Annotated in this window: 17 protein-coding genes; 6 read left to right on the top strand and 11 right to left on the bottom strand. The window is 42.0% G+C overall.

Annotated features, from left to right (window positions below; translation table 11 throughout):
* Position 1: 1 nt before the first annotated feature.
* The 3 genes from ABIM45_06745 (at position 2) to dnaN (ending at position 3,176) form a co-directional block, all read left to right on the top strand.
* Positions 2 to 397 carry a DUF1232 domain-containing protein gene (locus tag ABIM45_06745; GenBank protein MEO0239601.1) on the top strand — a complete coding sequence of 132 codons (396 nt, stop codon included), beginning with the start codon at positions 2 to 4 and terminating at the stop codon, positions 395 to 397.
* A gap of 208 nt (positions 398 to 605) precedes the next feature.
* Positions 606 to 1,952 (top strand): chromosomal replication initiator protein DnaA, encoded by a 1,347-nt coding sequence (dnaA, locus tag ABIM45_06740; GenBank protein ID MEO0239600.1) that lies wholly within the window; start codon positions 606 to 608, stop codon positions 1,950 to 1,952.
* Positions 1,953 to 2,084: 132 nt separating this feature from the next.
* Positions 2,085 to 3,176 (top strand): DNA polymerase III subunit beta, encoded by a 1,092-nt coding sequence (dnaN, locus tag ABIM45_06735; protein ID MEO0239599.1) that lies wholly within the window; start codon positions 2,085 to 2,087, stop codon positions 3,174 to 3,176.
* 123 nt (positions 3,177 to 3,299) lie between these two features.
* On the opposite strand, the gene ABIM45_06730 is transcribed toward dnaN, so the two are convergent.
* The 11 genes from ABIM45_06730 to ABIM45_06680 all read right to left on the bottom strand — a co-directional run bounded on the left by ABIM45_06730 (position 3,300) and on the right by ABIM45_06680 (position 14,651).
* Positions 3,300 to 3,842 (bottom strand): rhomboid family intramembrane serine protease, encoded by a 543-nt coding sequence (locus ABIM45_06730; GenBank protein MEO0239598.1) that lies wholly within the window; start codon positions 3,840 to 3,842, stop codon positions 3,300 to 3,302.
* 1 nt (position 3,843) lies between these two features.
* Entirely contained in the window at positions 3,844 to 6,498 is a 2,655-nt protein-coding gene (locus ABIM45_06725; protein ID MEO0239597.1) for a UvrD-helicase domain-containing protein, read from the bottom strand.
* The gene (locus ABIM45_06720) at positions 6,495 to 7,676 is read right to left on the bottom strand and encodes an AAA family ATPase (GenBank protein ID MEO0239596.1); all 1,182 of its coding nucleotides are present in this window, start codon (positions 7,674 to 7,676) and stop codon (positions 6,495 to 6,497) included. Before ABIM45_06720 ends, ABIM45_06725 begins: the two co-directional genes overlap by 4 nt.
* Positions 7,673 to 8,455 (bottom strand): HAD-IIA family hydrolase, encoded by a 783-nt coding sequence (locus ABIM45_06715; GenBank protein ID MEO0239595.1) that lies wholly within the window; start codon positions 8,453 to 8,455, stop codon positions 7,673 to 7,675. Before ABIM45_06715 ends, ABIM45_06720 begins: the two co-directional genes overlap by 4 nt.
* A 77-nt stretch (positions 8,456 to 8,532) precedes the next feature.
* A complete protein-coding gene (locus ABIM45_06710; GenBank protein MEO0239594.1) occupies positions 8,533 to 9,447 on the bottom strand; it encodes a hypothetical protein in 915 nt (304 codons plus the stop codon).
* Positions 9,448 to 9,605: 158 nt separating this feature from the next.
* Positions 9,606 to 10,514, bottom strand: coding sequence for a GTPase Era (gene era / locus ABIM45_06705; GenBank protein MEO0239593.1), 909 nt, complete (start codon positions 10,512 to 10,514; stop codon positions 9,606 to 9,608).
* Positions 10,486 to 11,667 carry a hypothetical protein gene (locus ABIM45_06700; protein ID MEO0239592.1) on the bottom strand — a complete coding sequence of 394 codons (1,182 nt, stop codon included), beginning with the start codon at positions 11,665 to 11,667 and terminating at the stop codon, positions 10,486 to 10,488. Before ABIM45_06700 ends, era begins: the two co-directional genes overlap by 29 nt.
* Complete coding sequence (locus ABIM45_06695) at positions 11,664 to 12,803, bottom strand: LptF/LptG family permease (GenBank protein ID MEO0239591.1); 1,140 nt, start codon at positions 12,801 to 12,803, stop codon at positions 11,664 to 11,666. Before ABIM45_06695 ends, ABIM45_06700 begins: the two co-directional genes overlap by 4 nt.
* A complete protein-coding gene (locus ABIM45_06690; GenBank protein MEO0239590.1) occupies positions 12,800 to 13,006 on the bottom strand; it encodes a DUF2905 family protein in 207 nt (68 codons plus the stop codon). Before ABIM45_06690 ends, ABIM45_06695 begins: the two co-directional genes overlap by 4 nt.
* 35 nt (positions 13,007 to 13,041) lie before the next feature.
* The gene (locus tag ABIM45_06685; protein MEO0239589.1) at positions 13,042 to 13,704 is read right to left on the bottom strand and encodes a DUF4143 domain-containing protein; all 663 of its coding nucleotides are present in this window, start codon (positions 13,702 to 13,704) and stop codon (positions 13,042 to 13,044) included.
* Between the two features lie 92 nt (positions 13,705 to 13,796).
* On the bottom strand, positions 13,797 to 14,651 hold the full coding sequence (locus tag ABIM45_06680; protein ID MEO0239588.1) for a cyclic pyranopterin monophosphate synthase MoaC: 855 nt from the start codon (positions 14,649 to 14,651) through the stop codon (positions 13,797 to 13,799).
* 118 nt (positions 14,652 to 14,769) lie between these two features.
* On the opposite strand from ABIM45_06680, the gene ABIM45_06675 reads away from it, so the two are divergent.
* Genes ABIM45_06675 through amrS form a run of 3 tightly spaced genes read left to right on the top strand, consistent with a single transcriptional unit; the run spans position 14,770 to position 17,584 of the window.
* Positions 14,770 to 15,561 carry an ABC transporter permease gene (locus ABIM45_06675; protein MEO0239587.1) on the top strand — a complete coding sequence of 264 codons (792 nt, stop codon included), beginning with the start codon at positions 14,770 to 14,772 and terminating at the stop codon, positions 15,559 to 15,561.
* The gene (locus tag ABIM45_06670; protein MEO0239586.1) at positions 15,533 to 16,555 is read left to right on the top strand and encodes an ABC transporter ATP-binding protein; all 1,023 of its coding nucleotides are present in this window, start codon (positions 15,533 to 15,535) and stop codon (positions 16,553 to 16,555) included. The genes ABIM45_06675 and ABIM45_06670 overlap by 29 nt, the downstream gene beginning before the upstream one ends.
* A 21-nt stretch (positions 16,556 to 16,576) precedes the next feature.
* Positions 16,577 to 17,584, top strand: a complete 1,008-nt coding sequence (gene amrS / locus ABIM45_06665) for an AmmeMemoRadiSam system radical SAM enzyme (GenBank protein MEO0239585.1) — start codon at positions 16,577 to 16,579, stop codon at positions 17,582 to 17,584.
* Positions 17,585 to 17,611 lie beyond the last annotated feature (27 nt).

The following is a 17,611-nucleotide window of genomic DNA, read 5'->3' as shown; positions in this document are numbered from 1 at the left end:
TATGGTTGAAGATTTCATAAAGAAGGGGAGCGAAAAAGTTAAAAAAGAAGATGTGGAAAAGGTTGTAAAAAACGAGGAAGCAATTAAAAACCGCGTAGAAGAACTGGAGGGGAAACTCCAAAAGGGAATCAAGGAGGACTTAAGCCTTTTAATTTCACTTATAAAAGATTACTGGAATGACGAGTATAAAGTGGTTCCCTGGAGAACTATTGCCTTAATAGTTTTTGCCCTCCTTTACCTTTTAAATCCCCTCGATCTCATTCCAGACCTTAGTCTGCCCTTTGGCTTATTCGACGACCTTGCAGTACTTGGATCCGTTTTGGCCTCAGTAAAGGACGACTTAGAACATTACAAACGCTGGAAAACGTCAAAAGGTGAGAAAAAAGAAGGAACTTGACCATCTGAAAATGGCCCATTATATTCTCAACAGGATGAAAGGTTTATTTTTTTATAGGTGCTTGAAACACAGGGGTTTATTTAACATGCGTAGCTCTAAGGAGTTAGAAAGTTATCTACAGAAAATCCACACTCTGTATGTGGAAAACTTTATAAATATTTCTACCACAAAAACTTAGATTCTGAATATTTGTTAAAAGGAGTGGCATATGGAGAAACTTTCTGTGAGGGAAAACGAAGAGAAGGCAAAGGAAATTTGGTCTGATATCCTCGAAATATTAAAAACTCGTTTACCTGAAAGTTCCTTTAATACCTGGTTCGTTAAAACCGTCGGTGTTGGTTACACGGGAGACAGGCTTATTGTTGAGGCACCCAATAGCTTCTGGATAGAGTGGATAGAGTCTAACTACAGGAAAGTTATTAATGATATACTCAAAGAGCTGGGTAAAAACCTTAACATAATCTTTACTCCAAAGGCCAAGGAAATAGAAGATACCGTTGAAGAGGCGCCATCCTCAAAAAGGGTGATATTCTCGCCTAAGTATCCACTTAACCCGAGGTTTACCTTTGACAGCTTTATAGTGGGAAAATCCAATGAAATGGCCTACCATGCGGCTACACGGGTGGCACAAAACCCCGGACAGGAATACAACCCTCTCTTCATCTACGGCGGCGTTGGCCTTGGGAAGACCCATCTCCTCAATGCCATCGGGAACTTTATATATTCTAAAGGCTCCAAGATTCGCGCAGCCCTTATCCGCTGTGAGGACCTTATGAACGAACTCATTGATTCACTGCAGAGAAAAAGGATGAAGGAATTCCGAGAGAAATACAGAAGTGTAGATATTTTGCTCATAGATGATATTCAATTTCTGCAGGACAAAAACATTTTGCAAGAAGAGCTCTTCCACACCTTCAATTACTTGTTCGAAAAGCAGAAACAGATTGTAATGACCTCGGACAGGTCCCCCCAGCAAATTTATGCTTTAGAGGAGAGGCTTGTATCCAGATTCCAGTGGGGACTGGTAACGGAGATAGGAAAGCCAGATTTTGAAACGAGGCTCGCTATAACAAAAAGAAAAGTTGAAGAAGAAAAAATCCTGCTTTCTGAAGAAGTGATTATTTTCATCGCAGAGAATATAAGGGACAACGTAAGGTCTATAGAGGGTGCAATAAAAATACTCAAGGCTTACATGTCACTTACAAAAAGCCTCGTTACATTGGACAAAGCGAAGGAGCTCCTTGCGAACTTCATAAAACCGACACCAAATGTAACTATGCAGGAAGTTTTGAGAGTTGTAGCCCAGGAATTTAAACTGACACCCTACGATCTTAAGTCAAAAACCAGAAAAAAGGAGGTCGTCCTTGCAAGACAAATAGCAATGTACATAGCGAGAAACGTAATAGGACTATCGTTGAGTGCGATAGGCAGCTACTTCGGAGGAAAGGACCACACTACCGTGCTTCACAGCATCCAGAAAATTGAACAGATGAAAGATGATCCACAAATTGAAGTTTTACTTAACGAAATCAACAGGAAACTCAAACTAATCTAAGATGTTTTCCACACCTTTTTCCACAGGCGTTTTTACTGGTAGCGCAGTAAGTTTTATAATTTTACACAATTTGATGGGGACTACTATTGTTACTTCTTGTTTAAAATATGTTTTAAAAAAGAGGAGGTAGTTATGGAGATTACTGTGGATAAAGAAAATCTGCGGAAGTTAATCCAGCAGGTTTCAACGGCGATACCTTCGAGGGCCACCCTACCTATATTAGGCAATATCCTTTTCGAAATAAAGGACAACAAACTCTTTCTTTATGCGTCAAATATGGACTTTTCCATAAGAGGATACCTCCCTGTGGAAAGTGTGGAAAACGTCGCTTTCACCGTTCCCGGGCGGTCAATCTTGAGGATTCTTTCAACTCTTGATGTTCCTGTCGTTAAAATTTCATATGCAGATAGGGTTTCTTCCATTAAATGGGACAAGAGCGAATATACCTTTCCAAGTTTGCCACCGGAAGAATTTCCAAGAATGAAGGAGTTTAGTGAACAAAAGAGTGTCGCGGTCAGTACCGATGCACTGCTCACTGGTTACTCCTTAGTCGGTTTTTGCGCTGCTAAGGACGATCCCAGGCCATTCCTCAACGGTATTTTAATTGAGGTTGACTCAGATGAAATGAGGATTGTAGCCTCTGATGCCCACAAGCTTGGGCTTTACATAAAGAAGATCGAAGCAAGTGACGGTAAACTTGAGGCAATTTTGAGTAAGGATGTTTTTGATTTTATCGAAAATACCGATGAAGATGAGGTACTTTTAGCACAGGACAAAGGTCTGTTCTCCTTTACATTCAAGAGATCTAAGCTCGTGACCAGGGTTATTGAAGGGCCCTACGCTCCGTATAGAGACGTGATCCCCAGGGAAGAGGGCTTCGTTTTCAGGACCTCAGTTAAAGAAATGGACGGAAGTTTGAAGAGGATCCAGGAAGTCGTTTCTTCTGGAAGCCCCGTTGTTGAGTGGACTCTCTCTCCATCAGGATCTTACTTGAGTGGACTGTCTGAGAGTGGGAAGGCTAAGGAATACATTACCGGAGAATATAAAGGAGAGGACCTCAGGATCGGCTTTAATGTGAAATTCTTACACGAAATAATTAGGCACATTCCTGGCGATGAAGTGGTATTTAACTTCTATGGGCCAAAGATGGCTTGTAAGATAAGTCCCGCGGATCAATCGGAATTTAAACTTCTATATCTCCTTATGCCGGTGAGCCTTGAATGAGAGATAGATAAGGGTATAAATCACACCAAAGGCGAAACCGCCGATATGAGCCCAGAAGGCGGTACCTCCAATTTTACCGGCAAAGGGTAGCGTAGCCACACCTTGCATTAACTGCAGAAGGAATCATATAAAAAGATAATAGAAGGCGTTGATTGGTACGATTCTGAAAAAGAGTCCAAAGGTGAAGGGGTCTGGTACTAAAGAAATGATCTTAGCTCTTGGGAAAAGCACTAAGTAGGCTCCAAGTACCCCAGAAATTGCACCTGAGGCGCCAATCATTGGAATTTTTGAGAGGGGGGCAATTAAATACTGGGCGAAAACCGCAGCCACCCCTGATAAGATGTAAAGCAAAAGATAGTCAATTTTCCCGAAAGTATCCTCAACGTTGTCACCAAAGACATAGAGGTAAAGCATATTGCCGATAATATGGGCCCAACCACCGTGAAGGAACATAGATGTGAAGATGGGAAAGATATAGGATGTTTCAGTCCGGCCTGCTAAGTAAAGTGTGAAGTTGTAAGGAACGAAGCCAAATTGGTAGAAAAATTGTACTACGTTCCGCCCCAAAGAAAGTTCATAGAAGAAAACAAGCACATTTGCAAGGATTAATGCGAGATTTAAAATGGGGAATCTCCTGGAAGGATTCAAGTCTTTTAACGGGATCATTCTATCTCCTTTTCACAAGCTCTAAGATAAATCTCGACGGTTCCTTTTTCTCATTCTTATAGTATAAAGGGTAAGTCAGGAAAAGGTTCTTCTGGGCCCTGGTGAGTGCAACGTAAAGAAGCCTTCTCTCCTCCTCTAAATGTTCGCGTTTTAAAGTTTTTTTACCAAGGGGGAAGAAGCCTTCGACGAGGCCGGTTATAAAGACCGTATTAAACTCGAGGCCTTTTGCCTTGTGGGCAGTAAGTAGGAGAACACCGTAATGTCTTGTAGCCGATACGCCAACCTCCCGCATCAGGGAGACGTAATTGAAGACATCCCTTACGTCTTTTAATTTCATGTCTTGTAGTGAGATTAAAAATTCCTGCAAAGTTTCCATGGATTTTGTTGAAAACCATCCCTGAGTTTGCCCAAAGTTTATAATATCCTCCAAAATTTCCTGAGGCTCTTTTGGGGGTAATTCTTCTCCATTAGCCTGCCTTTTAGGTCTTGAGAGAAAGGTATTTAATGCCTTTAATTTCACAGAAAATTCTCCTCTTTCCGTCGAGACATCTACACTACCACTTTTTTCATATTTTTTGATTACCTTCGTTACAAGATCCGAGGGGAATTTTAGAAAATGTTTCAAAAGGAACTCAATATTCTGGCCCGAGTAGTTTCCAAGGTAATGGTTAAAAAATCCGAGGGCGACTTTGATTTCCGGTAGGTCGTAAAAACTCTCTCCCTCCAGTATGGTATAGGGTATCTCGTATTTTTTCAAGGCGTCCTCTATGCTCCTGGAATATTCGTTGGTGCGGTAAATAACGGCGATCTCTGTGTAATCAATCCCTTCCTCTTTAAGCTTGTTTATTTTTTCGGCAACAAATTGCGCCTCCTTTACTTCATTCTCAAAGTAGGAGATGGAAACGTTGCCCTCTTCCTGTACTAAAGTGTTGAGGGTGCGCACAATGCTAATTTCTCTGCTGTGGCTGAGAAGGTTCAATCCTGCCTCCACAATTTTCCTTGCCGTTCTAAAATTCACACTGAGAAAGTGTTTTGAGGCTTCTGGAAACTTAGTTTCAAGACTCCGCAAATAAACAGGGGATGCGCCACGGAATCCGTAGATAGATTGAGCCTCGTCACCTGCAACCCAGAGTTTGTTGTTGGGGCCTTTCAGGAGAAGGATCAAATCAAAGAGCGCCTTGTTTACGTCCTGGAACTCATCGATCACTATGAACTTAAATCGTTCCTGGACATCCTTTCTAATATCCGGGTGTTTTTTGAGTAACTCCACCGCATATAAGATTAAATCTTCGTAGTCAAGGGAATTGGATCTTCTGAGTTCTTCCTGGTACCTTTTATAAAAGTGGACTACTTCCCTCGTCCATTCAGATTCCGCCATGGCCTCCAATTGTTCCGGAGTGATGAGGTTTGCCTTTGCCAATTTAATTTCTCTTAACACGGTTTTTGCCTGTGGAGAAAGAGAAATAAAGGCCTTTAGGATGTCCTCGGCCTCTTTGTCAGTAATCACACGGAAGTCTTCAGAGAAGCCCAATCTTTCGATTCCGTACCTCAGAACCATCTGACCAAACTGGTGAAAGGTGCAGGCGGTAATGTCCTTTACATTCTCTTCCTCTAATAGTTTCTCGAGAGTTGCCCTGAAGAGGTTTACCGCTTTTCCAGTAAAGGTTAAAAAGAGAAAGTGTTGAGGATCCTCGTGTTTGACCTTTATTTCATAGGCAACCTTATAGGCTAAGGATGTCGTTTTTCCGCTTCCAACTATCCCTTTCAGAATGACCACGTCCTTTGGATCCTTTACAAAGTTTATTTGCTCCTCCGTAAGGTTTCCAAAAAAGGTCTCTTTTTTCCTACTTTCGACGGTGAAAAAGCCTATTTCGGGATTTTTCAAAAGTTTGTTTACCTCAGAGAGGACTTTACCGGCGGAAGGCCTTTTGGCAGGGATTCTACTTAACATCTTTTTTACCAGTTCATTGACCTCAAAGGAGACTCCCGGGACCCGCTCTACGCGGTCGTTAAAGACCTTATATCTCAACTTATCGATGCTTTCCGCATAAAAAGGTGGTCTTTTTGTGAGGAGCTCGTATAAAATACACCCAAGACTGTAAATGTCTGAAGAAATGGTAACTTCCCCCTTCCAGGCTTCAGGGGCCATATAGAAAGGGGTACCAACGATGGCGAGTTTGAGTTCTCCTCTTCCAAGGATTCTTGCAAGTCCAAAGTCAGCCAGCTTGATTTTTCCATCCTCGCTTATAAGGATGTTTTCTGGCTTTATGTCTCCGTGGACAAAGCCCTTGTTATGGGCGTAATCTAAAGCTTTTAGCACTTCTTTTACGATGTTCAATGCATCTTCGACCTTTAAGGGAGCCTGCCTTTCAATTACATCTCTAAGGGTCTGACCTCTAACAGGCTCCATCACAAGAACGATTTTATCGTCTATAATTTCTATGTTGTAAAATCTTACAATGTTTTCATGGTTTAATTCAAAAAGGGTCCGTGCCTCTTCTATCAATTCTTTGCTTTTCTCCGCCTTTGCGGTTTGAACTTTAAGGGCTACTGGTTTTTTTAAAAGGGTATCTTCAGCATAGTAAACGGAGCCAAAGGAGCCCGAACCAAGAAATTCAAGGATCTTGTATTTTCCGAGCTTCTCGGGAATTATCATCCTTTAAAAATGCTTTTTATAAACCTAAAGAAAGCCCCGACTCTCTCTTTGAATCCACGCCTTTCGATATCCCTTGTGGCAAGGTTTACAAAGCGTTTTAGCTGTGATTCGTCTATGAATTTTTCAAAGAGGTTTTGAAGGGTTTTTATTTTCTCACTTTCATACGGGTCTATTTTTACGGTAATACCTGAGATCATACTTGCGGTTTTAAAGATGTTGTTCTGGGTGTAGATAACGGGTATCGGAAGGTCGTTATATAATTTCATTATCCTTTCGTGGGGCGGCGTGGAGGACAAAATAAGGGCTTTAATTTTACTTTTCATTTGATTGTATATGGCGTAAATGGCCATGAGGATATCCTCTCTGTCTCCGGTGGTTAGGATGATGTTTTCATCTTTGCTTCTCTCAATCTCTTCAAGGAAAAGGTGGGGTTCGTTAATCGCCATTAAGATGTTGTTGACCTTTCCTGTGAGCAAATCCTCTCTCTGAAGGATTTTTCCATCAATGGTATCGCAAATGAGCCTCAATGAGGGCATGGAAAGTTCATGGACGAAGGGGATTGTTCCGAGGTAATAAACGTCTTCTCCTCGGAAGAATTTTTTAAGGGTTCTGTCTATCTCCTCGTACTTTTCTTCCTTCACTTTGTTAATGATCACCCCATCCACTGACCAGCCTGCACTCTTAAAAACCGATTTTGCAAGGGTGTAGTTGTCAATGGTGTTGCCTATACCACCTTCCAGTATCAAGAGGGTATTGGCATTGAGCATCCTCGCAACCACTGCATTGGAGAGGTTTATACAGGACCCAACGCCCGGGTGACCTGTTCCTTCTACAAGGACAACATCAAACTCTTCTAAAATTTTTTCAAAGGCCCTTTTAATTTGTGGTTTAGGGCTTTTTGCCTCGCCGAGAATGTAGGATTTTGTAAAGCCGGATTCAATAACGAAGGGACTTGCAAGGTGCAGCCTCTCATCGTCAAGATATTTGTATATTTTGTTGAGTAAGATTACATCCCTCGATATTTTAAATCCCGCTAATTCGGTATAATGCTGGGCCACGGGTTTTACAAAGGCCACTTTTTTGTTTTGCTTTTTAAAATAGTCAAACAGGCCTATGGAAATAGAGGTTTTACCTACATTTCTACCAGATGAGGCTATAAAGAGTACGGTTTTTCTCATTGCCTACTCCTTAAAAATTCGGTCAATTCGGTAAGGTTTTCGAAAACTAAGTCAGGTTTTATTTCAGAGTTTTCGAGGTCCTTCCTCGTAGTTTCACCTGTAAGGACCATTATGGAAGTTATCCCAAAGTCCTTACCTGTCTTAATGTCCGTTGTAAGTCTATCTCCTACTATTGCTGTTTCTTCAGGAACGGCCTGCAGCAGCGCCATTGCCTTTTCAAAAAAGTACTTGCTGGGTTTTCCAGGTATAAAATCGGGCACTTTGCCTGTAGCCTCCTTTAGGAGCGCAATAAAAGAACCCACATCAGGAATGAATCCCTCTTCGATGGGGCAAATGTTGTCCGGATGGGTAGCAACATAAACCCCTTCTTTGTTTCTCAGGATTTCCGTTGCTTTTTCTAACTTCTTGAAGTTTAAGGTGGTGTCAAAGGTTAAGACTAAATTTTTACTTTGCGGATTAAACCTAATTCCCAAGGATTCAAACTCTCTTATGGTGCTTTTAGTTCCCACGATGTAGGCTTCTTTTACCTTCCTTTCTTTTAAAAAAATGGCCGTTGCCATACCAGATGTAAGGATGTTTTCGGGATTAACTGGAAATCCCAATTTTCTCAGGAATCTCAGGTAGGCTGTGCTACTTTTTGAGGAGTTGTTTGTAAGGATGATAAATTTCTTCCTCTTTTTTTTCAGCTCCTCGAGGAATTCAATGGCACCACTTAAAACTTTTTTCCCCAGGATCAATGTTCCATCGAGGTCGAGCAAAAAGTAATCTAGCTTTTTCACATCTTTATTATAGTTTAGACCTCGGAAAATAAAAAGGGGCCCCCGAAGGGGGCCCCTCAGGTCGGACTATATGGACCTTAGAAGCTGAACTGGAGGTCCATTACCAGTCTATTGTTGTCAACCGATGTGCCTTCCTCGAGATTCACATTGAAATAAGTCATCAGCCTGATGTACTTTGAGTAGCCGAAATTAAATCCAATCCATACTTCCTGGGCTTTGTCATTGGCATTGGTATCATTGGGTTCAAACATTCCGTATTTAACTGCTGGACAAATGTAGTGGCCGTTCATTGGAAGGTCAAATTTTCTATAGGCCTGGACATAGAAACCATAGGATTTATAGTTATCACCCTCTTTTTCACGGGCGATGTAGTTTCCTTCGATATTAATTAAGGGATTATTGATGGCAAGGTATCCTTCATACAGCTTGTACCATGCACCAATATGGCCCTCGTAATAGCTTCCGCCGAGGCTTATCATTTCTATTGGATTAATTGTGACATTTGCAACATAGCCTTTGTTAAGAGTTGGGTCGTTCTCCAATATGGCTGCCTTTAACTCGGTGTAGGGGAGTTTCGCAATAGCCATAACGCCACCATCTGAACCTACACCAAGGTCGGTGAAAAGTTTTGTGGCTTGAGATAAATAAGGTGTTACGTTGGTCACAGGGTAAGGCTGGAATTCATAACCAAAGGGCACTTTTAAGAGACCCATTCTGAGGGTGACATAAGGTATGTGCTTTAAGTCTGCGTAGGCGTAACGAATCTTTCCTGTAGTGAGTTCTGGTTCCACTCTGAAGAAGAGTTTGTCGGTGAGTTTTCCAGAGAATTTCACCCTTACGTATGGGAGTGTCATGAGCCCGTAGTTTCCGGATGTACCGTCCATTGTGTACTCGTACACCATATGGGCGTATCCAGATATGTCTATTTTACCACACTTGCATTCGGCCCCGCCCATCTGGGCCACTATGAGTAGTATAGATAATAGGTGCATAAAAACCTCCTTTTTGTTTGGCGTTTATCTTTATAACATAAAGGGCAAGGATAGTCAAGTTTTTGGCCCTTTAAAATCCCATAATTTTTACGGATCTACCTGAAAATTAATAAGGTTGAGGCTTATATAGAAGAAGGCTTTTCCTCGAGCTATCTTGCTCAGTACCCTATTTCTTTAATAAATCCCGGTTTTTGTCTCCACTTTTCGCTAACCTTTACCCAGAGCTCTAAGAAAACGGGCCGTCCGAGGAAGGCCTCAATCTCCTTTCTGCTTACGGTTCCCAGTTTTTTAATCTTCTCACCGTTTTTTCCAATGATGATCTTTTTTTGACTATCCTTTTCAACATGAATAACCGCTCTTATGTAATCTTTACCACCGTGACTCTCGTCCTGCTCTCTAAACTCCTCAATTTCTACAGCCGCTGAATAGGGTATTTCTTCGCCGTAAAGGAGGAACAATTTTTCCCTTATAATCTCTTGTACTAAAAACCGTTCGTTCCTATCGGTTACTGCATCCTCAGGGTAAAAGGGTGGTGATTCAGGAAGGAATTCAACAATCTTCTCAAGGGCAACATCTAAGTTTATGTTTTTAAGGACACTTACGGGTATAATTTCCTTGAAGGTCTCTGTCTTTGCATAGGCATCTATAACGGGAAGTACCAGCTTTTTATCAATGGTATCAATTTTATTGATGAGGAGAATGGCTGGCTTTCCTGATTCTCTAATTTTGTTGACAATTTGCATATCCACTTCGTCTGGTTTTTCGGGTTCTGCCATCATTACGATCACGTCGGCGTCCTCTATGGCTTCAAAGGCTCTTTTTAGAAGCCACTTATCCAGTTCGTGTCTGGGTTTTTCCATGATTCCGGGGGTGTCGAGGAAGAGGATTTGATAATTTTCTCCGTTTAGAATTCCAAGGATTTTGTGTCTCGTCGTCTGTGGCTTAGGACTTATGGCAGAGAGTTTGAACTTAATCATTGTGTTGAGAAAAGTGGATTTGCCCACGTTGGGTTTGCCTACAACGGCAACGTAACCTGCCTTAAATTTCTCTCTGGAACTGGCATCCAATTTCTACATACCTCCTTTTAGCTTTTATACCCGGTAAATAGTTCCCGGGGACATCAAAGAGATTCACAACTTTTAAATAAGGACTGAAGTTTTTGAAGGTTTTGAACTTAAGTTCTACATTGACCATGTTAAACTCTTCCTGGTGGCTCCTTAAGTTATAGTATAAGGCAAGGTCGTAGTACTTTTCCCTGAAGTAAAGGGCAATAAAAAGCGTATCTTTAACCACAGAATAAGGACTTTGAAAGTGGGAGTAAAAGAGGGTAAAGTTTTCCGTATTTATCCCGAAATTATAAACGTTTTCAGTGAAGTTCCGGGCCTCGGTGGGGAGGAGGTTTGATGGGGTTTGAATGGTAACCCTTTTAAAATATCGCCTTTCATATCCAAAGTGGAAAGGGTATAGTTCGAAGGCTGCTTCTATGGTGGAGGATTTATAAAGCTTTCTCGATAGGAGAGAAGTGTCGAAAGGAACGTATTCTGAATTTGAAAATAGACCGTAATGGTAGTCGCTTCCATCAAACTCCAGTTTCCCTTTGGCATTGTTGAAGGTAAAATTCAAAAATAAGGCGTTTAAACTATTGTCCTTGAATTGCACACCCACTGAGCCAAGGGGCGCAAACCAGGTAATGCCGCCATATACCTTTTGCTTTTTATTAACGCGTTCTATTGCAAAGTAAGGCGCTACAACGTCCTTTATTTTAAACCCAATTGTAGCAAAGGAAGCGGAGTAAGACTTCATTCTCCCGACCGTTGGGAAATAATCCAGCCAGTTTTTCATTTTGTAAGAAATTAACAAAGCTTCCCACCAAAAGAGTGCCGCAGTAGAGTCCTCTACACTTAGCCATGTACCGTATTCCCTTTCCCTTGCTCCCGCAAGAAGCTTTATGGGTTTTCTATCTATATCAAGCTTAAAGCAAGTCTCTGCCAGTTTGTCATAAGGTCCCCGTGCTGGTAGTTGAGTTCGCTTCAAATTAGCCCAGGGGGATTTAATTTCGACGACGCTGCTTGATAGAAAGAGGCTAAAATATTTATATGTTTCTAAGTCAGTAGTTTCCTTTCTTTCAGTGAAAACCGGTTCGGGAGGCCTGTAGATAAGGGTTTCTGGAATTTCAAAGGGTATTTCCATCCAGAACAATTGAAGGAAAAAGAGGTTCATTTTGCCAGCTCCTTTTTCGTAAAAAAGAAGGACATTAAAGCAAAGAGCAGATTTGGAATCCAGATGGCTATGTACGGGTTAAAAAGGCTTCTTCTTGCAATTTCCTGACCAGCAAGAAGCAAGATGTAGTAGAGGATGAAGAAGAAAAAGGAGACACCGAGGGCAGAGCCGTAGCCAGTAAATTTGTACTTAAGGGCAATAGGAAAGGCGAAGAATACGAAGATTATTGCAGCAAAGGGCAGGGCAAACCTCGTATTAATTTCTGCTAAAATGGCATTTATACGCCTTTTAACAAAATTCCGAGAGATCTTATCTTCTTTCGGATAACTGTTTAACTCCTTTTGGGCTTCCTTAATTTCTTTAAGAAGAGAAAGGTAGCTCTTCTCTCGGTCGGCCCTGTAAACCACATCCCTGTAAAAGTTTTCTTTGTTGACTCTGAGAATGAGTATATCCTTTTTGAAGTTTGCCCTTCTTAACTGTTCCTTCTTTTCTCCTTTAACTTCGAGAAATTCTCCGTCATAGAGCTCTAAAACTAAGCTTCCGCCTTTAGTGGATTGTATCTTCCCCTTGCGGGCAGAAATGAATCTCACTCCATCTTTCTTTATCTCTTGTATTTTTACATCGTTCAACGTTCCTGTTTTTTCATCCTTTGTAGCAGCGTAGATTAAGTAGTTTTCTATTTTGTTGAAAATTCCCGGTTCAATTTCTATGGCGGGCTTTTTCAACCTGATTTCGTAAAGGGTCTTTTTCAGGCGATAATTGGTTTCGGGAAGAATAAACAGGTTAAAGATGAGGTTTAAAAGGGCAATTATAGCTAACACAATGGCCAATTTTCTTAAAATCACTTTTAAGTCTATTCCAGAGCTTCTAAGGCACAGCATTTCGTTATTACCCGCGCTCCTTCCAAAGGTGAGAAGCCCAGCGACGAGAAAGGACATAGGGACAGTCATGTTCATTATGAAGGGCAGGGTATAGGCAATAAGGTGCATTACGGTTAGAAAGGGTACACCTTTTCTAACCAAAAGGTCCATGAGTTGAAAAACGGTATTTACGAGTAAAATGAGGGTCAGGGCGAAAAGTGCCCCAAGGAAGGAGAGAAGTAGGTTTTTGACGAAGTAGAGATCTATCTTTTTCACTTTCTAAGCCCGATGAAGAGGTTTAAAAGTAGCGTGAGGAGTAGGGAAAGGATTATACTGGTTCCAATGGGTATGAAGATGGTGAGGTTCGGTTTCTTAATAATGATATCTCCCGGTATCCTGAACTTAAGATTTTCAAAGAGAACCAGCAATAAACCAAGGAAAAGGAAAAGAAGACCAACCTGAATTAAAAACTTTCCCATTAGCTTCATCCTGTTAGTGATAATATTTTAAAGCATTAAGCGGCAACAAGTTCGATAAAATTGTTGATGTCTACAACCTCGAGATGAAGTTCAGGATAGGCTTCTAATAGCTCTTTTGGTGGCTTCCCTTTCTCTTTTGCTTTTGATTTTATTTCAAACCCCCTCAGGTTACCTTCGCTATCCCTTTCAATGAGATCGACTTCCTTCTGCTCATAATCCCTGTAAAAATAGAGTGAGGCAATGGGCTTTGTATATTTGCATTTCTTTAGGTATTCAGATATGAAAAAGTTTTCAAAGAGGTCGCCCACTTCCTTTGGGTCTCTCTTTTCAATCTCCCGGAAATCCTCTATGATGGCATTTCTTATCCCCACATCATAGAAATAATATTTGGACTTTTCGGATATTGCCTTTCGCAGGTTTCCTTTAAAGGGCTTGAGCTGGAAAATGATGTAACTCTTTTCCAGAAGGTCCAAATATCTCGCAACGGTTTTAACGTTTATGTGGAGTTTTTGGGCCAGTTCGCTCAGGGAAACCTCTTTTCCCAGTTGGTATGCGAGAAGTTTCAGTAGGTTTAGCAAGGTCATGCTGTTTTTGATTTTCTCGAAAGCAAGGATATCCTTGAGGACGTAGGAGCCGACGATTTCATTAAGGTAATAAATTTTTTCATCCTTGGGCAGGTCGAGGACTTTCGGGTACATTCCGTAAAAGTGAAGAAAATAAAATTTGCAAAAATTTTGTAGTTTAAGTGCAAAAATTTTCAAAAATTTATGTAGTCAGACTACATAAATTTTTATATCAAGACCTCGACATCGTCGTAAAGATTCACAACCCCGCCCTTTATTACCCTGCAGAACCTACCCCATCGAGAAACGGCGTAGGGTTTTCCTTCCTCAACGAACTCTTCTTTTCCTATTTCAAGGATTTCCAATTCTGCTTCTCCAATGCGAAGGCGTTTCCCAGGGAGTAAAAGGTACTCGGGGATGCCGAGGGTGGAAATATTCTCGGTGAGTTGGTCCAGCGGGAAAGTGAACTTATCCTTAGGCACTTTCGCTAAGGCTTCCAGTGGAAAGAGGGATACTTGCCTTTCCGTACCCGCATGTACGTCGCCCTCAACTCCAAAGTTCTCAACAAGCTTCAGGCTTTGGACCTTATCCTTAAGTCCCCTCTTTTCCGACTTACCAAGGAAGATCACCTTTCCTTTGAACTCATAATTAAGCTTTACGTGCCCCGATTTACCCCCTTCCTTTTCTAAAAGTCTCAAATCGGTAATTTTTATCCAGCGATCGTACCTTTTCAGCATATCGTAAAAGTTGAGGGCTGCCATCCCGCAAGCCATTAGAGCCTCCATCTCTGCGCCCGTTCTATCGATACACTCGACTTCTGAGTAGATTTCGATAATCCCCTCATCGTAAAGCTTTGTTTCCACCTTTGCCGATGTGACCCTTATGGGGTGGCAAAAGGGAAGGACCTGGGCTGTAAACTTCGTTCCAGAAAGTCCAACGAGTTTAGAAGCCTCGACGGGATCTCCCTTTTCGATTCTTCCTTCTTTGATGAGCTTAACTGTCTCTTTTTCTACCAAAAGTCTGGCGATTGCCCTTGCCCTCCTGTGGGTCTCCTGTTTTTCTGAAACGTTGATCATCTTCATAACCTTACCCCCTTTCGTGAACTATAAAATTTTAAGGGCTGAAAAAGGGAAACCTTCACTTCTCCAAGTGGCCTACGTATTCCCCAATTAAACGCCCCTTTTGGCTTAAAATTTTAATGTGAGAAAAGGTTTTGATATCGTTATCGGTTTTCTCTCTTTAATTGGCATAATCCTTTTTGTGTTTCCTGGACTTTACCTCCTTTTCTCCACAAGTCCTGTTAGCCTTGTCAATGCTCTAAAAGACCAGGAGTTTTTGAAAGCGGTATGGGTTTCTTTCCTTTCTGCTACCCTTGCAACCCTTTTGATTCTCCTCTTGGGCACGCCCCTTGCCTATGTCCTATCGAGAAAAAGCACACCTCTTAAGGGGGTTGTTGAGAACCTCCTTGAACTTCCCGTCGCGATCCCCCACTCCGTCGCAGGAATTGCCATATTGAGTTTCTTCGGAAGGACATCCTTTATGGGTAAATTTTTGAATCTACTTGGCCTTGAGGTTTACGGGACCTTAACGGGTATTGTAATTGCCATGGCCTTCGTTAGCGCTCCCTATTTCATAGGAAACTTAAAGGAGGGGCTTAGGCAGTTGCCTCAGGAGTATGAAAAGATTTCCTATTCCCTCGGAAGGGGAAAGTTTTATACCTTCTTCCATGTCCTTCTTCCTATGACGAAGGGGCATCTCCTTAAGGGGCTTCTCCTTTCCTGGGGACGAGCGGTATCCGAATTTGGTGCGGTAATGGTAGTGGCTTATTTTCCGATGTCTTCCACCGTTTTTGTCTATGAAAGGCTTGAGAGCATGGGTATTAAGGCAACTCTGCCCTATGCGGTTTTTCTCTTTTTAATAACGGGTATGGTGTTTTTGATTTTGAGAGTATTCTGGGGAAGATATGTTGAAAATAGAGGATTTGAAGGTTAGAAAGGGAGATTTTCTCCTGGAAATTCCGGAATTTGAGATGGAAACCCATGAGATGATAAGTATTCTTGGTCCTTCAGGCAGTGGGAAGACCACCTTTCTCGAAGCCATTATGGGATTTTTAAAGGTTCAGTCGGGAAAGATTTATCTTTACGGAAACGACATTACCCACCTTCCTCCCTGGGAAAGGAACATCGCCATTGTCTATCAATCCCCTTACCTTTTCCCTCATCTTACAGTGAAGAAAAATCTACTCTTTGGCTTAAGGGCCTGTGAAATGTTCATCAACAACCTGGCTGAAAGACTTAAAATTTCGGACCTCCTTGATCGATACCCTCACCAGCTTTCAGCGGGCCAGAAACAGAGGATTTCTATAATAAGGGCCATTGCCACGAGGCCCCTTCTCCTTTTGATGGATGAACCCTTCAACTTTTTAGATCCCAAAAACAAAGAAGACTTGAGGGAATTGATCAGAGAAATAAGGGAAATTTTCCTCCTTCCCATTATCCTTGTCACCCATGACCTTGAGGAGGCCATTTATTATTCCGATCGCATAGGAATTCTTGAAAGGGGAAAACTTAAAAGCCTTTCGAAACCGTACGACCTTATAAAGAGCCCTCCTGACGATTTCGTGGCCAGCTTTCTGGGAAAGGCGAATTTCATCCCGGTGGAGAAGAGGGGCGAAAGATATTTTTCTAACGGTGTTGAAATTTTTCTACCTCAAAGGGTTGATAAAGAGAGTTTCGTGGTGATGCTGAGGCCTCAAGATGTAATTTTGAGTGAGACTGAACCACCCCGCTCCAGTGCCAGAAATCACTTCAAAGCGAAGGTATTGGACGTTGTTGCAGGGAGCAAGGTAAATGAGGTAAAGCTTGAGACAGGAAACCTTAAGATTTCTGCCTATGTGACGGATGCCTCCAAGGATGAGCTTCAGCTTGCACCGGGTAAGGAAGTTTATGTGATTTTTAAAGCCACCGCCCTTCACATTTTTGACTGATTGGAATATAATAATTCCATGATGAAAGAGGCTCGATTTTATGATAAGCTGGAAAATAACAGGGTTCAGTGCCATCTCTGCAAACACAACTGCATTATAAATGAGGGAAAATTTGGGATCTGTGGTGTCAGAAAAAACGAAAGGGGCACCCTCTATACCTTAGTTTATGAGTATCCCGTCGCCATTCATGTTGATCCTATCGAAAAGAAACCCCTCTATCACTTTTTACCCGGTTCCCGGGCGCTCTCCATCGCCACGGTGGGTTGTAATTTTAGCTGTAAGTTCTGCCAGAATTATGACATTTCCCAGGCCCCAAAGGAAGGCGAAATCTTTGGCGAACACGTTCCACGTGAAACGGTGGTTGCATTGGCTGAGAGATACAGGTGTGAGTCCATTTCCTATACCTATACCGAACCGACGATCTTTTACGAGTATGCTTACGAAATTGCAGTCCTTGCTAAGAGTAAGGGCATAAGAAACAATTTTGTTACCAATGGCTACATCGAGGAAGCCCCTCTTAGGGAAATAGCCCCTTACCTTGATGCCGCAAATATCGATCTCAAGAGTTTTAGAAAGGATTTTTATGCGAAGGTGGTAGGTGCTCGACTGGACCAGGTGCTGGAGAGCATAAAGCTCTACTTTAAACTCGGAATATGGATCGAGCTCACGACCCTTATCATTCCGGGTTTTAATGATAGTGAAGAGGAGCTTCGTGATATTGCAAGATTTATAAAGAACGAACTGGCGGAGTATGTTCCCTGGCACGTTTCCCGTTTTTATCCCCACTATAAGATGTCCCACATTCCTCCTACACCCGTTAAAAAGGTTTTGAGGGCGAGAGAAATCGGTCTTGAGGAGGGCCTTTTGTACGTTTATCCCGGAAACATACCCAGCGATGAAGGGAATGATACCTATTGTCCCAATTGCAAGAGGGTAGTAATAAGGAGGGAAGGCTTCTGGGTACTGGAGAACCACGCTAAGGGTGGAGTCTGCGAGTATTGCGGAGCAAAGATTCACGGTATTTTTTAGAACTTTTCAAAAACTTTAAAATTTTCC

The sequence above is a fragment of the candidate division WOR-3 bacterium genome (assembly GCA_039803545.1).
Taxonomy (GTDB): Bacteria; Hydrothermota; Hydrothermia; order UBA1063; family UBA1063; genus UBA1063.
The sequence above is the reverse complement of the archived record's forward strand: the minus strand, read 5'-3'. Positions and strand labels throughout refer to the sequence as shown.